Annotated in this window: 12 protein-coding genes; 2 read left to right on the plus strand and 10 right to left on the minus strand. The window is 43.9% G+C overall.

Annotated elements, in window-relative coordinates:
• Positions 1-226: 226 nt before the first annotated feature.
• The 3 genes from V7D75_RS03680 to yghU form a co-directional block, all read right to left on the minus strand.
• A complete protein-coding gene (locus V7D75_RS03680; RefSeq protein WP_333613456.1) occupies positions 227-1,891 on the minus strand; it encodes a DEAD/DEAH box helicase in 1,665 nt (554 codons plus the stop codon).
• A gap of 619 nt (positions 1,892-2,510) precedes the next feature.
• Positions 2,511-3,587: a DUF1176 domain-containing protein gene (locus V7D75_RS03685; protein ID WP_333613457.1), complete on the minus strand. Its 1,077-nt coding sequence runs from the start codon at positions 3,585-3,587 to the stop codon at positions 2,511-2,513.
• Positions 3,588-4,034: 447 nt separating this feature from the next.
• Positions 4,035-4,913 carry a glutathione-dependent disulfide-bond oxidoreductase gene (gene yghU / locus V7D75_RS03690; protein WP_333613458.1) on the minus strand — a complete coding sequence of 293 codons (879 nt, stop codon included), beginning with the start codon at positions 4,911-4,913 and terminating at the stop codon, positions 4,035-4,037.
• Between the two features lie 371 nt (positions 4,914-5,284).
• Between yghU and V7D75_RS03695 the strand changes: the two genes are divergently transcribed.
• On the plus strand, positions 5,285-6,658 hold the full coding sequence (locus V7D75_RS03695; RefSeq protein ID WP_333613459.1) for a DHA2 family efflux MFS transporter permease subunit: 1,374 nt from the start codon (positions 5,285-5,287) through the stop codon (positions 6,656-6,658).
• A gap of 144 nt (positions 6,659-6,802) precedes the next feature.
• Here the strand turns inward: V7D75_RS03695 and bfr (V7D75_RS03700) are convergent, their stop codons facing one another.
• The 3 genes from bfr (V7D75_RS03700) to V7D75_RS03710 form a co-directional block, all read right to left on the minus strand.
• Positions 6,803-7,285, minus strand: a complete 483-nt coding sequence (gene bfr / locus V7D75_RS03700; RefSeq protein ID WP_068405482.1) for a bacterioferritin — start codon at positions 7,283-7,285, stop codon at positions 6,803-6,805.
• A 70-nt stretch (positions 7,286-7,355) separates the two neighbouring features.
• Positions 7,356-7,844 carry a bacterioferritin gene (gene bfr / locus V7D75_RS03705; protein ID WP_068405485.1) on the minus strand — a complete coding sequence of 163 codons (489 nt, stop codon included), beginning with the start codon at positions 7,842-7,844 and terminating at the stop codon, positions 7,356-7,358.
• A 475-nt stretch (positions 7,845-8,319) separates the two neighbouring features.
• Complete coding sequence (locus V7D75_RS03710; protein WP_068405488.1) at positions 8,320-8,511, minus strand: (2Fe-2S)-binding protein; 192 nt, start codon at positions 8,509-8,511, stop codon at positions 8,320-8,322.
• A 286-nt stretch (positions 8,512-8,797) separates the two neighbouring features.
• Between V7D75_RS03710 and V7D75_RS03715 the strand changes: the two genes are divergently transcribed.
• Positions 8,798-9,121 (plus strand): ArsR/SmtB family transcription factor, encoded by a 324-nt coding sequence (locus V7D75_RS03715; RefSeq protein WP_068405491.1) that lies wholly within the window; start codon positions 8,798-8,800, stop codon positions 9,119-9,121.
• Positions 9,122-9,256: 135 nt separating this feature from the next.
• Here the strand turns inward: V7D75_RS03715 and V7D75_RS03720 are convergent, their stop codons facing one another.
• From V7D75_RS03720 to V7D75_RS03735, 4 genes are all read right to left on the minus strand, one after another.
• Positions 9,257-9,979 (minus strand): sulfate/molybdate ABC transporter ATP-binding protein, encoded by a 723-nt coding sequence (locus tag V7D75_RS03720; RefSeq protein WP_082894303.1) that lies wholly within the window; start codon positions 9,977-9,979, stop codon positions 9,257-9,259.
• Between the two features lie 69 nt (positions 9,980-10,048).
• Positions 10,049-11,050 (minus strand): sulfate ABC transporter permease subunit CysW, encoded by a 1,002-nt coding sequence (gene cysW / locus V7D75_RS03725; RefSeq protein ID WP_333613460.1) that lies wholly within the window; start codon positions 11,048-11,050, stop codon positions 10,049-10,051.
• Positions 11,050-11,931: a sulfate ABC transporter permease subunit CysT gene (gene cysT / locus V7D75_RS03730; protein ID WP_144296177.1), complete on the minus strand. Its 882-nt coding sequence runs from the start codon at positions 11,929-11,931 to the stop codon at positions 11,050-11,052. Before cysT ends, cysW begins: the two co-directional genes overlap by 1 nt.
• Positions 11,932-12,144: 213 nt before the next feature.
• Positions 12,145-13,245, minus strand: a complete 1,101-nt coding sequence (locus tag V7D75_RS03735) for a sulfate ABC transporter substrate-binding protein (RefSeq protein ID WP_333613461.1) — start codon at positions 13,243-13,245, stop codon at positions 12,145-12,147.
• Positions 13,246-13,436: the final 191 nt, after the last annotated feature.

Here is a 13,436-nt window from a genome sequence, read left to right on the forward strand (position 1 = left end):
CCGCAGCACACGATGATTAAAAGCCTGTCAGTATAGACAAGGCGAAAAAGACGCGCAAGCAACGATATAGCATCGTTGACTTTTTATTAGTGAAACATACAAGTATTTTGACAAAACTTTGACGCACAAAAAAGCCAGATAACAAGTATCTGGCTTTTTAATATGACGCTATATGATTAATAATGACATTTATTTAAGCCATTATTAACCATTTATTATAACGTTATTACGAGTTTCTACCACGGTTGCCGCCTGTTGGACGACCTTGACCACGGCTGTCAGAGCGATTCGCTGGGCGACCTTGGCTGCCACTTGGACGACCGCGACCGGTTGCAGCGCGATCACCACGTGGTGCGCTGGTACCGTCACCACGGCTAGGCGCGCCTGTGCGTTTGCCTTGATAGGGTTTGCCACCTGAGCGCTCACTTGGTTTGCCTTGATAGCCGCTGTCATTGCTGGCGCGTTGACCAGTCGGCGCGCTGTCGCTTGAGCGACCACGGCCTTGACCATTACCGCCGCCGTTTGAACGACCTGCATAACCGCCTGCTGAACGACCACGGCCTTGACCACCGCCGTTAGAGCGTCCGCGACCACGGCCACGACCATTACCTTTGTTTTCGCTCGGTACATAAGTCTTCTTAGGTTCCATACCTTCGATAACACAGACTTCCATTTTGCGATCTAAGTAACGGTTGATAGCGTTTAGCTGTGGACGATCATCCATGCTACATAAGCTGATAGCAATACCAGTACGACCAGCACGGCCACAACGACCGATACGGTGGACGTAATCTTCGGTTTGACGTGGCAAGTCATAGTTAATAACGTGTGAGATCGCTGGTACATCAAGACCGCGAGCAGCAACGTCGGTCGCTACTAGGATTTTAACCTTGCCATTACGTAAGTCTTGTACGATACGGTTACGCTTGCTCTGCGGCAAATCGCCATGTAAGAAACTGGCTTTATGACCCGCTTCTTGCAGCTGTTTGGCCAATTTTTCCGTACTACGTTTAGTCGCTGCAAAAATAATGATTTGTTCCATATCTTTGTCACAAACAACTTTATCAAGCAAACGGTTTTTATGATCAAAATCATCACAGTAGTATACTTTTTCTTCGATATGTGCCGATTCAACTTTGATTGATACGCGCTCAGGATTTTTGGTGAAGCTCGCCGCAATCTTGCCAACAGGGCCATCCCAAGTCGCTGAACACATGATGGTTTGACGATTATCAGGAGCCGCTTTCAAGATATCGTTGATATCATCAGCAAAACCCATGTCTAGCATGCGGTCAGCTTCATCAAGTACCAAAACTTCAAGATTTGATAAATCAACGCGACCCGCTTTGATATGGTCAAGTAAACGACCAGGCGTCGCAACAATCACTTGAACGCCTTTTCTTAGTGCAGTAATCTGACCGTTGTATGGTGCGCCGCCGACTAATGGCACACAGAACAAACCGCGCATGTCTTTTGAATAGGTGCGAACGCTGTCATGTACTTGCTGAGCAAGCTCACGCGTTGGCGTTAAGATAAGGGCTTTGGTTAATTTGTCAAAGCTAGTGGCACGGCTTAAACGGTCAAGTACTGGGATAACAAATGCCGCAGTTTTACCACTACCGGTTTGCGCTGACAATAATAAGTCGCGACCCGCTAGAGCAAAAGGAATGGCTTGTTCTTGAATAGGTGTTGGGTTGGTATAGCCGACGCGATCAAGCGCGGTTAAAATCGGCTTGGCAATATCAAGGTCGCTAAAAGTGATTTTATTTTCTTCAGCAGCGTCAGTAGTAGCCGCTTGATTATTGGTATCAGCAGTTGTAGTTGTGTTTGGGGTGTCAGTGCTGTCGATGATGCCGTTTTCAGCGGCGATAGCAGATAAGATGTCAGTCATAGTAATCCTTGGTAAGTATAAGCTGCTGTAAATTCAGCAAGCTTGATGCATACCACTGATAACCGTTCATCACGCCGCATTTATACAATTATTGTCTCACCTTAAAAAGGCTTAACAATCAAAAGCCAAGCTATAAAGCTTGTCCATATTATAAAGGCGTTCGTGCTGTCTGACGTATTTTGGTGGTAGTGCCGAGTGTCTTATCCTTGTTTGCTAAAAGCGCATTATCAATGCTTTGTCCAAAGCAGATAAAGGCTGGTAACAACCAATCTAACCGATATAGCGGTCAGTAGATAAGATATGAGTCAAAAATAACGGATTTTTCACTATTAATAGAAAAGGTTATTTAAGTACACAAAATCATCGGCAACAATTACTTATGGTCATCCTAGACCCAAAATCGCAGGCGATGTTATCAATCTCATAATTCACGCTAGTCTATGCTAACGTGGCGACGCAGTATAGCACAACATAAAAGCAAACAGTACCTATTTTTCTGTTTATGATAAAAATAGGTCATATCTCAAAAAATTTAGGCGTAAAAACCGCTGCGCCAGTCTCTAACACAGCCGCTTCAACGCCTTTATCTTTAATACAATAATTTCTAACGTGCGCGAAATTAACGCGACATTTTCACTTCCGTCACATAGGTTGGCAGTTGCCAAGCGCCGCCCGCCTCTATCAGTCGGCACATACCTGTGGTGCTTTCATGACTTTTCTCAAACGCTGTGCCTGTCCAGATCCACTCACTTTTAGTTAGGCAGTCACCAAGCCCGCGACCTTTTTGCACTGAGGTTATTTTGCCATTGCTATAATCGGTTGCACTGGTGGTCACCAATGTCGGCTTATAAGGCTTACTGTCATTGAGTACCCAAACGCCCGTACCCGTGTTATAAGCGCCCGTCCAACAATCATGCTGAGCGAGGAGCTGCTTACTATTTAGACGGCTGACGCGCCACGCTGTCTTATCCGCCAAGTTTGGGCATTCAGTGTTGACATCTTTCATGGTGGTTTTCATCATCTCTGCCAACTGCGATGAGCGCATGGCAAATTTTTTCTTACTACTAGAGAGGGCGTTAGGATTAGGAGTGACCAGTCGTAGTGAAGGAGCGGCTTGCGGCGATAAGATGCCACTATTAGATTTACTGGTGTTATTGCTAATAAAAGCGCTTGAAGTCCCTACTCGGCCTTGAGCTTCGTCGGCTTTGAGCATCACTGCACTGGCCCCTTTATCCGATAACTGCCAGCGCGTATTGCGAATCACCAGCTCAATTTTGCTGGATTTGGTCAAGGCATCGAGCAGCGCGCTCACCTGCGCTGAGGTTAGCTCGGCATGACCTGCGGCTACTGAGTAAGGCTTGGTTTCTCCATAATCTCTATCATTAATAAACAGCGAGATACGATGGCGATTACCAAGCTGCATCAGCGCTTTAGCAGAGCTTTCTTTGGCACCGCCAAGCTTTACTTTGCCATCGACGGTAGCATTCGCTCCTGCGCGGCGCACCAATAATAAAGACACAGGTAAATCGCTATTATTCTCCGCTTGGTAACCTGCCAGCCGGCAAGTACGGGTATTGTCGCAAGCGACTTCCCAGTCTTGATTACTAAAGCTTACAGGCGTGGCAGCCTGCGTCACGGAACTCAATAAAGCGGCGCTAAGGGCAGCAAATAACGGTAGTATCATTTTTTTTGTCATGAATAAAGGCAACTTTTTTATTTTTATCAAAATGTTTTTTCTATGCGGATTGTTTTTGCTAGGAGCATTGTCTGTTAGCAGACTACATGCGCGATGGGATTGACGAGTGAATGGTGAAGGTAGAAAAACCATCTCATTGAATAGAGGCAGTGGTATAGGCTGAGTTTTATTCTTCTTCATAGTCATTACTCATTAATAGAAGAAATATCAACACCTGCCCAAGAAGGCGGTGGCTGCTATCTTAACGTACTAATGTTTCTATCTGTTATACTAATGTACCATTATGTAAAGACGAAAGTATAGTCAAAAAGCGATATATCGATAAATATATTTGGAATAACAGATATTAAGAAAGCAAAAGGTTAACAAGCAATGGCTTATTAACCTTTTTATGAAAACTTATGTTTTGCTACGACTATTTAAATATAAACTGATAAAGTTAAACCTTTAAACAATAGGCTTTAATTCTAACTCTACGGCGCGTTTTACCGCTGGACGGTCGGCGATTTTTTGTGCCCATCGTTTGACGTTTTTATAATCATCTACCTGTAAAAATTCTGCCGCATCATAAAGCTTGCCCAGCGCCAGCTGACCGTACCATGCCCAGATAATCATATCAGCGATATTATAGTCCGCCTCCTCATTACCGCACATATACTCATGGTCTTTGAGATGCTTATCTAGCACATCAAGCTGGCGTTTGGTCTCCATCGTATAGCGATTGATAGGATACTCTAGCGGTTCGGGCGCATAGGCGTAGAAATGCCCAAAACCGCCACCTAAAAACGGCGCACTACCCATCTGCCACATCAGCCAAGACAAACAGTCGGCGCGCGCTTTACCTTGCTGCATCGGGATAAATTTGCCAAACTTTTCCGCTAAATGTAATAAAATAGCCCCCGACTCGAAAAGCGCAATAGGCTCGCCAGCATTTTTATCATTTAAAGCATCAGTATAATCAACCAGCGCCGGGATTTTAGAATTGGGGTTGATAGCGACAAACCCTGAGCCAAACTGATCGCCCGCAGAGATGTCAATTTGATAGGCGTCATATTCAGCGCCTTTAATATTGAGCTCAGCCAGCTCTTCCAACAGGATATTTACTTTGACGCCATTCGGGGTATTTAGTGAATACAGTTGTAAAGGTGCCTCGCCAACGGGCAGTTTTTGCTCATGGCGCGCGCCAGCCGTTGGGCGATTGATACTGGCGAACTTACCACCATTTTCGCTGTCGTTTTTCCATACTTTAGGTGGCTTATAGGCATTGGTATGGTTGTTTTGAATGTCGTTTTGGATATTGCTTGATTGGTTATTATCACTACTCATAATACTTCCTATTTTTATTTTTCTATAAAAGAGAGCCAGTAGAATTGAATTGATATGATTTTTGCAGCATCTATCGCCGTAAGCATAGCCAGCCAAGAAAATTTTTATCATTCCCGCCTCATCATATATGACAATTCTACTATAGCAAATCTTCAGTTAAAGCCCTGTCTTGTAACCTATTTTTAAAAGTAACGAGCAGGAATAGCAAAGCGTTTGAGGGCAAACTTCTAATAACTGCGTGCATACCGTTACTTTGCTACTCTTTAACTCATAGTCGGTTGTTTTTATACTACCCCAACTTAACGGCTTTTTAGAGATGGTCTTAACAACAGAAGTCAAAAGATGAGGTCAAAAAACATGGTGATGACAATATGGTAACCCTAACCCCAACGCAAGATAAATACCTACCCTATGTCTTGGCGGTGGCGCTATTTATGCAGATTTTAGATGCTACCATCTTAAACACCTCTTTGCCGCAAATGGCGCAAGCCCTTGGCGAGTCACCATTAAAAATGCAGTGGGCAGTCATCAGCTACGCGCTAACCTTGGCGATTTTTATTCCTATCAGCGGCTTTTTGGCTGATAAATATGGCACGCGGCGGGTGTTTTTATATGCCGTGATCATCTTTTGTATCGGCTCACTATTGTGTGCTGCCTCCCCAACGTTGAATTTATTGATTGGTTCGCGCGTCATCCAAGGTATTGGTGGTGCGATGATGACCCCTGTGGCGCGTCTCATATTGGTCAAATCTTATCCGCGCAATAAGCTGTTAACCGTGATGAACTTTGCGGTGATACCCGCATTAATCGCGCCCTTAGTTGGGCCAGTATTGGGCGGTTATATCGTGCAATATACCAGCTGGCATTGGATATTTCTCATCAATATCCCGATGGGTATATTTGGTTTTATCATGGGTAAAAAACTGGTACCGGCATTATTTGAAGATACCAAGCGTTTAGATTGGACGGGTTTTGCTTTATTTGCCGCCGCTGCTTGTGGATTTACTTTGGCGGTCGAGTTTGGCTCGCAGACCGGGCGCGGGTTTTACGGTTTGCTGCTCGCACTCGGCGCCAGCATCTTGATAGGCGCTTATGTGTGGCATGCCAAACGCCGTGCAGCGCCATTATTTCCACTAAGTTTGTTTAATATTCGCACCTTTCGTATCGGTATTACTGGCAACCTATTCACTCGCTTAGGCATCAGTGCCGTGCCCTTTTTATTGCCGCTGTTGCTACAAGTGGTGTTTGAATACTCACCGTCGCAAGCAGGTTGGCTGCTTGCGCCTATTGCCGTTGGTGCAATCGGTATCAAGCCTTGGGTCAGTAAAATTATTCAGCGCTTTAGCTACCGCAAAGTGTTGGTGGCCAATACCTTTTTGATAGGCCTGCTTATTATTGTCTTAGCGCAGTTTAATGATGCGGCAAATTGGATTTGGTTTATCCCTATTTTGACCGTTATGGGCGCCTGTAACTCCATGCAGTTTAGCGCCATGAATACCATTACTATCGGTGATTTAGAGGGCGCGCAGACCAGTAGCGGTAACAGCTTAATGGCGGTCAATCAGCAATTGGCGATTAGCTTTGGTATCGCCTTTGGGGCGGCGGTCTTGAATCTACTGCGGGAGCGCTTCGAGCTTGATACTTTGGTCGCCTTTCAGACCTATTGGATACTGGGTATATTAACCATCCTTTCAGGTTTATACTTTTTACGCCTCAAACCTGAAGACGGTCGCGGCTTGTATTAAGTTACTGGTATTAAAAAATACTTATCTCTAAAAGTAACAGACATTAAAAAAGCATTAAACATAAAAATGCCAGCGTAACCTAAAATCAGTTAATCTAAAACTCATTTTAGGTTACGCTGGCAAGTATCGGCAATTCTTATAACTTTAAGGCGTGTGGTCATCATCCATTTGTGACTGGATATAGTTTTCAATACCAACGTCTTTAATCAAGTCCTCTTGGGTTTCAAGCCAATCTTGATACTCTTCATTGCCATCTTTTAGGATAACCAATAAATGACGCGAGACATAGTCGCGCTTGCTCTCACACAAGGTAATCGCATCAGTTATGATAGAAAACTTCTGCTTTTCTAAGCGCAAGTTGCAGTCAATCATTTCAGGCACATCTTCTGCGATGAACATTTTGCCGTAATCTTGCAGGTTTGGCAGACCGCCTAACAATAAAATACGCGCAATAAGGTCATCCGACCATTTCATCTCTGCAATAGATTGCTTATAGAAATTTTCGTTTAATGCCTCTAATCCCCAATGGCGGGCAATACGGGCGTGCAAAAAATACTGATTGATGGCGATTAATGACTGACCGAGCACTTGATTGAGTGCGCGAATAACTTCTTTATCCCCTTTCATGCTGTTCTCCCTGTCCTGCTTACTCATTTATCAATTTAATATTCGTGAAAACTGCTTAATATATAAAATACTAAACAATATCAGGAGACACTTCCGCCATCTGGCTTTGTAAATAATTGGGCAGACCAACCATATCAATCAGGCGCAGCTGCTGCTCTAACCAATGGGCATGATCTTCTTCGGTGTCTTTGAGCTGCTCAACCAACATCTCACGCGTCACATAATCGTGCTCTGCTTCACAAAGCGCAATACCGTCTTTTAGATGCTGCTGTACTTGATATTCTAAGTCAAGGTCCAATTGCAGCATTTCAGGAACCGTTGCGCCAATATTAATCTCATTGACGCGCATCTTAGGCGTACCGCTTAACATCAAGATACGGCGGATAATCGCTTGCGCGTGCTGCGTTTCATCTTGCATCTCATGGTGGATACGGTCGTATAATTTACCGTAATGCCATTCTGCATACATCTCAGAATGAATGAAGTACTGATCACGAGCCGCAAGCTCGCCACCTAACAAAAAATTTAAATAATCAATGACCTTTTGGCTGCCTATCATGACTCATACTCCTATATTTTTATTTGCCTACCAATACATTCACAATAATAGATATAGTTAAAGTACCATTCGTAAACTAATCAGTAAAGATTAAAATCCATCAAACGTCTTACAAAGTTAGGCAGATATAGTAGCATAGGCACGCCGTAGCGCTTGTAACGATATGAACTAAGAATAAGATGCTAATTGAGAATTATAATTAACTCGCTTACACCAATAGCGTTTAGCGAGTAATCTTAATAGACGATTTATAAAGGCAAACAGAGATAGTTATAAAGTAGAGCCGCATTAGCCTTTTGAGTTATTTATCATCTTTTATAGTAATGGCTTTTAACTATAAATAACCATAAAAAGACGATTTGAACGTGGATAAAGGAAAATTAGCGGCTAAAACACTACAGATAGAGGGAAAACAGAAACGTGATTTGAGGGATTAGCAATAGAAGTGGATACAGGCAAATGTTTAAACTGTCTCTTAAACTGCGTAGGCCAGCGCATCAAGCTTGGCATGATGTTCGTCAAGAAAGTCATTGACCATAGGTTCGCAGCAGCCACAGCACGTCGCTACATCTAGAGTGTCTTTTAACCCTTCTAATGTGTCAATGCCTGAAGCAATGGCAGCTTTGATTTGTTTGTCTTTGACGTCGTTACAGATACATACGTACATGTGCGGCTCCTACTATGAATATCTAGCTGGTTATGCTTTATAATAACGATAATTATTACCATTTACAATAGTATTTGGTATATTTATCCGTCATATTAGGTACGGCTAAAAGATATATTACCCTAACTTTATCCATGTAACTGAATACAGTCTTAGGTGTAACCACAAAGTACCAAAGGTAGTAAAATGGCGACGAACTGTAAATCTGCTCATTTTTTAATCGATTTTACCGTTAACTGCTGTTATATTGACCCCCTATTAACTAAATCTATATTGGAATTGTTCTATGTCTAATAATAATTCTACGATACAGCCACTTGAGTTATTTAAAGTCTTGTCTGACCCAACGCGCTTAAAGATTTTTCAAATCTTATTTAATAAAGAGTCGCGCTGTGTTGGTGAACTGGTAGAAATACTCGATCAGCCGCAGCCGACCATCTCGCGTCACTTAAATCATTTGAAAAAACTGGGCATTTTAAGCTGTGTTCGTGATGGGACGTGGATGTGGTATGAAGTGTCTGATGATTTGCCAGAATGGTGCCAAGATATTTTAGAAATCACCTATAAGCAAATATCGACCAAAGATATCAATATGCCGAAGCCTGCTTAATATTAAAAAGAAGCAGGTTGAGAAAGGCTAACAACAAATAATTAAGCACATAAAAAAGACCTATCAATGATAGGTCTTTTTTGTTTTCAAGCTTCGTTTTTAAGCACTGCCTTAAAATACGCCTTTAAGCCTAAATTAGACTAAATCTAAAAAATCACTGACAAAGGCGTTTGCTGGCTGGTGAATCAGCTCCTCTGACGTCCCTACTTGCTCGACGCGGCCCTGATTCATCACCACAATCTCATCCGATACCGCCCGCGCTTCTTCCTGGTCGTGGGTTACCATAATGCTCGTAATACCCAGCTCGTGGTGGATATTTTTTAGCCAAGTGCGCAGCTCTTTACGTACCTTCGCATCTAGCGCGCCAAACGGTTCATCAAGTAATAATAATTTTGGCTTTACTGCCAAGGCTCGTGCCAGCGCAATACGCTGACGCTGACCACCTGACAACTGATGCGGATAAGCATTGGCAACTTGCGGCAGCTGCACCAAATCTAGCAATTCAGCAACGCGCTTATTGATATCCGCTTTACTCGGGCGCTCATTCTTCGGTAGCAAGGTTAAGCCAAAGCCGACATTATCGGCAATGTTTTTGTGGCGAAATAACGCATAGTGCTGAAACATAAAGCCGATATGGCGCTTTTGCACTGGCGTATTGGTGACATCGAGCTCATCAAATAATATCTGCCCAGAGTCCGCGTATTCTAAACCTGCAATGATACGCAGCAAGGTGGTTTTGCCGCAGCCTGACGGACCAAGCAACGTCGTCAACTTGCCCGTTGGTACGGTGATATTGATATCATCTAAGGCGGTAAAGTTACCGAATTTTTTATTAACGTTGCGAATCTCGATACTCATAATGGGTTCTCTTATTATATTTTTGGCTTGGCCTATGCTTTTAGTGCCGACGGATTTGTAAAATAGCGCTTATAAACTGCCTGTGCTTTTCGCTAAAGTAGCATCCGTATCTGACGCTTTCTTAGCGTCTTTAGTGTTTGACGCCTTGCTAACATTGCCAGCACTACTAGCATTGGCACTAACTGGCAACTCAGGCGCACTTGCTAAACGCTCAGACTTGGCGAATTTGCGCTCTTGCAGCTTGGTCATCACTTGCTGAATTAGCAATGTCACCAGCGCTAACGCTGCAAGCAAACTCGATAAAGCAAAGGCGGCGGTAAAGTTATAATCGTTATAAGCAATCTCAACCAATAGTGGCATGGTGTTGGTTTCACCGCGGATATGACCAGATACCACGCTTACTGCGCCAAACTCGCCCATCGCCCGTGCGTTGGTCAAAATCAAACCATACAGCAGCGCCCATTTGATATTGGGTAGTGTCACATGCCAAAAGGTCTGCCAACCGCTAGCTCCTAAAGTTAATGCCGCTTGCTCTTCACTATCGCCTTGGGTCTGCATCAAGGGTATGAGCTCACGCGCCACAAACGGAAAAGTCACAAATAACGTCGCTAAAATAATCCCTGGTACAGCATAAATCACCTGAAAGCCCATGCTCTCAAGCCAGCCGCCAATGCTAGAGTTCAGCCCGAACAACAGCACAAACATCAATCCTGCCACCACCGGAGATACCGAAAACGGTAAATCAAGCAAGGTGGTTACCAGCTGCTTACCTTTAAATTGATAACGGGTCACAAGCCAAGCTATTGCAATACCCATCACCATATTAATCGGCAACACAATCGCCGCCGTAATTAAGGTTAATTTAATTGCTTGCAAAGCTTCAGGGTCAACCAGTGAAGCGATATACAACTGCCAGCCGTTTTTAAAGGCTTCATAGAACACTGCTAAAAGTGGCACCACCAACATCGCCACCATAAACAACACAGCGATACCGATAAAAGTACGGCGTATCCACGGCGTGTCTTTGGTCGCTGGATTGCTTTGGTAGTCGTAGCTATTAGAAATTTGCATTAGCGGGCTCCTACGCGGCGCGACAGCTTCCACTGTACGATATTAATGGTCAATAAAATCACAAACGAAATCAGTAGCATAAAGAGTGCAACAGCGGATGCGCCTTGCACATCAAACTGCTCAAGCTTACTAATAATGATTAAGGGTAAAATCTCAGACTGCATCGGAATATTACCAGCAATAAAAATCACCGAGCCATACTCGCCAGTGGCACGGGCAAACATCATGCCAGCTCCCATGAGTAAAGCCGGCAATAGCTCTGGTAAAATTACCTTACGAAAGGTCGTAAATCGATTGGCACCCAATACCGCCGCCGCTTCTTCAAATTCAACGGACAATTCTGCTAATACTGGTTGCACCGCACGGACGATAAAGGGAAAACTGACGACCACTAAAGCGAGCCAAATACCGAGCGGCGTAAAGGCCACTTGAATATCAAATTTGGCAAACCACTGGCCGATTAAACCATTGGGTGCATACAGGGTCGCAAGCGAGATACCGGTAACGGCTGTCGGTAGTGCAAATGGTAAATCAACCAAGGCATTAATCAGCGACTTACCCCAAAACTCATAGCGCACCAGCACCCAAGCGACCAGCGTACCAAACACCATATTGGTGAGCATCGCCAAAAACGACATCCATAAACTGAGTTTGATAGCAGCGGTGACTTGCGGCTGGGTAATGGTTTCCCAAAAACCCGTCCAGCCCATTTGTGTCGTGGTATAGGCCATCATGGCAAACGGTAGCACCACCAGTAACGATAAGCTAAAGACGGTGATGCCCATGCTTAGCCCAAACCCTGGTAGCACATTACGTTGACGCAAGCGCGTCAGCCACCCTTTCTTGATGGGTTTGCTGGCAGGAGAAGTTGTTGCACTCATAGTGATGTCCTATTGCCTAACTGCTGGCGCTTATTTGCTGCTTGTAAGCACCACGTGCTATCAGATGTATTTATTATTGGTCTGTGTAAGCGATAAAGGACACAGCGTGGATAGCCATGTCCTTTAGGTGCTTGGACGTTATGGTAAAACTGACGGTTTAAACGTTATTTAAGAAAATTTATAAATGGCGCAATCAGTCAGCGTACTAGCGGCTTACTTTGGCGCGTTAACGGCCAATTGATCAAATACGCCGCCATCGCTAAAGTAAGTGCTCATGATTTCATCCCACGTACCAAAGGCATCGTTTGGACGGAAAGTATCGATAGGTGGCAATTTATCGCTGTTTTTATCAAGCACACTCTTTACACTTGGGCGCAAGTATAAATTGGCTGCCAATTGCTGCGCAGGCTCGCTCCATAAGTAATCAAGATAGGCTTTTGCCGCATCGGTGGTGCCTTTTTTATCGGTCACGGTTTTCACAACAGCGACTGGGCTCTCAGACTTGATAGAGTATTTTGGATAAACAATATCGACTTGCCCTGCACCAAAATCTTTGGCAGCCAAGTTGGCTTCATTTTCAAAGGTGACCAAGACATCACCGATACCACGCTGAACAAACGTCGTCGTCGCTGCACGTCCGCCATTCTCATAGACTTTGACGTTTTTTAGCATGTCTTTGACGTAGCTCTTTGCCTTAGCTTCATCTTTATTAAAGGCATGCAAACCATAACCATAAGCGCCTAAGAAGGCATAACGACCATTACCCGTGACTTTTGGGTTGGCCATAACAATCTCAACGCCTTCTTTGGTCAAGTCTTGCCAATCGTTGATACCTTTTGGATTGTCTTTACGCACCAAAAATACGATGGTACTGGTAAAAGGTACGGCGTTATCTGGGAATTTGCTTTCCCAGTCCGCTTCAACCAAACCTTTTTTCTCAAGTAGCTCGATATCTGAGCCTTGGTTCATGGTCGCCACATCGGCTTGTAAACCGTTAGCCACCGACAATGCTTGCTTACTAGAGCCGCCGTGCGATTGCTTGATTAAGATATTGCTGTTTGGATTCTCGCTTTTATAGTGCTCAACGAATAATGGGTTGTAGTCTTTATAAAAGTCGCGTGCCACATCATAAGAGACGTTTAGCAGTTCGATATTTTGTCCTTCTGCGGCAGCGGGCGTGCCTTCTGCATTAGCAGTCGTTTCTGTCTTTTCGTTATTGCTACAGCCCGCAATACCTAAGGTCAATGCAACGCCTGCAATGCTCAAGACGTTAAGTGTTTTACTTCTTTGTTGATAGCCTGCTGCGTCTTTCATAAATCCCTCAAAGGTGTCTGTTAGATGATATTTATTAAATGATGCAAGTATGCTAACAGCGCCAGCTTATTATGTTTAATGATGAATATGCGTATGTTATTGCCAAAATGGAATAATGAAGTAATGGTAATTAAAATACAGCTTTATCAAGCACTTAAACGAGCAATCTCTTAAATAGCCTTTACACTTGT

Origin of the sequence: Psychrobacter sp. (assembly GCF_036731945.1) — a bacterium.
Taxonomy (GTDB): domain Bacteria; phylum Pseudomonadota; class Gammaproteobacteria; order Pseudomonadales; family Moraxellaceae; genus Psychrobacter.

Excerpts from the sequence above, each read along its gene's own strand:
- V7D75_RS03680 (WP_333613456.1), bottom strand. The coding sequence starts at position 1,891 with ATGACTGACATCTTATCTGCTATCGCCGCTGAAAACGGCATCATCGAC.
- V7D75_RS03685 (WP_333613457.1), bottom strand. The coding sequence starts at position 3,587 with ATGACAAAAAAAATGATACTACCGTTATTTGCTGCCCTTAGCGCCGCT.
- yghU (WP_333613458.1), bottom strand. The coding sequence starts at position 4,913 with ATGAGTAGTGATAATAACCAATCAAGCAATATCCAAAACGACATTCAA.
- V7D75_RS03695 (WP_333613459.1), top strand. The coding sequence starts at position 5,285 with ATGGTAACCCTAACCCCAACGCAAGATAAATACCTACCCTATGTCTTG.
- bfr (WP_068405482.1), bottom strand. The coding sequence starts at position 7,285 with ATGAAAGGGGATAAAGAAGTTATTCGCGCACTCAATCAAGTGCTCGGT.
- bfr (WP_068405485.1), bottom strand. The coding sequence starts at position 7,844 with ATGATAGGCAGCCAAAAGGTCATTGATTATTTAAATTTTTTGTTAGGT.
- V7D75_RS03710 (WP_068405488.1), bottom strand. The coding sequence starts at position 8,511 with ATGTACGTATGTATCTGTAACGACGTCAAAGACAAACAAATCAAAGCT.
- V7D75_RS03715 (WP_068405491.1), top strand. The coding sequence starts at position 8,798 with ATGTCTAATAATAATTCTACGATACAGCCACTTGAGTTATTTAAAGTC.
- V7D75_RS03720 (WP_082894303.1), bottom strand. The coding sequence starts at position 9,979 with ATGAGTATCGAGATTCGCAACGTTAATAAAAAATTCGGTAACTTTACC.
- cysW (WP_333613460.1), bottom strand. The coding sequence starts at position 11,050 with ATGCAAATTTCTAATAGCTACGACTACCAAAGCAATCCAGCGACCAAA.
- cysT (WP_144296177.1), bottom strand. The coding sequence starts at position 11,931 with ATGAGTGCAACAACTTCTCCTGCCAGCAAACCCATCAAGAAAGGGTGG.
- V7D75_RS03735 (WP_333613461.1), bottom strand. The coding sequence starts at position 13,245 with ATGAAAGACGCAGCAGGCTATCAACAAAGAAGTAAAACACTTAACGTC.